Annotated in this window: 1 protein-coding gene; it reads right to left on the bottom strand. The window is 42.8% G+C overall.

The genetic code is table 11. From position 1 onward, the window contains the following. Positions 1–271, bottom strand: a 271-nt coding sequence (locus tag GB932_RS21915; RefSeq protein WP_156758908.1) for an AAA family ATPase, incomplete at both ends; no start/stop codon positions are given.

Here is a 271-nt window from a genome sequence, read left to right as displayed (position 1 = left end):
TATTCATCCAGGGTAGTTGCCCCGATGCATTGAATTTCACCTCTTGCCAAAGCCGGTTTGAACATATTGGAAGCATCTAAACTTCCTGTAGAACTTCCAGCTCCTACAATCGTATGAAGCTCATCAATAAATAGGATGACATCTCTGTTTTTCTCCAGCTCCGTCATGATGGCCTTCATTCTTTCCTCAAACTGACCACGGTATTTAGTTCCGGCAACTAAACTTGCCAGATCTAAAGTGATCACACGTTTTCCGTAAAGAACTCTCGACA

Source organism: Microbacterium karelineae (assembly GCF_009745985.1).
GTDB lineage: Bacteria > Actinomycetota > Actinomycetes > Actinomycetales > Microbacteriaceae > Microbacterium > Microbacterium karelineae.
The sequence above is the reverse complement of the archived record's forward strand: the minus strand, read 5'-3'. Positions and strand labels throughout refer to the sequence as shown.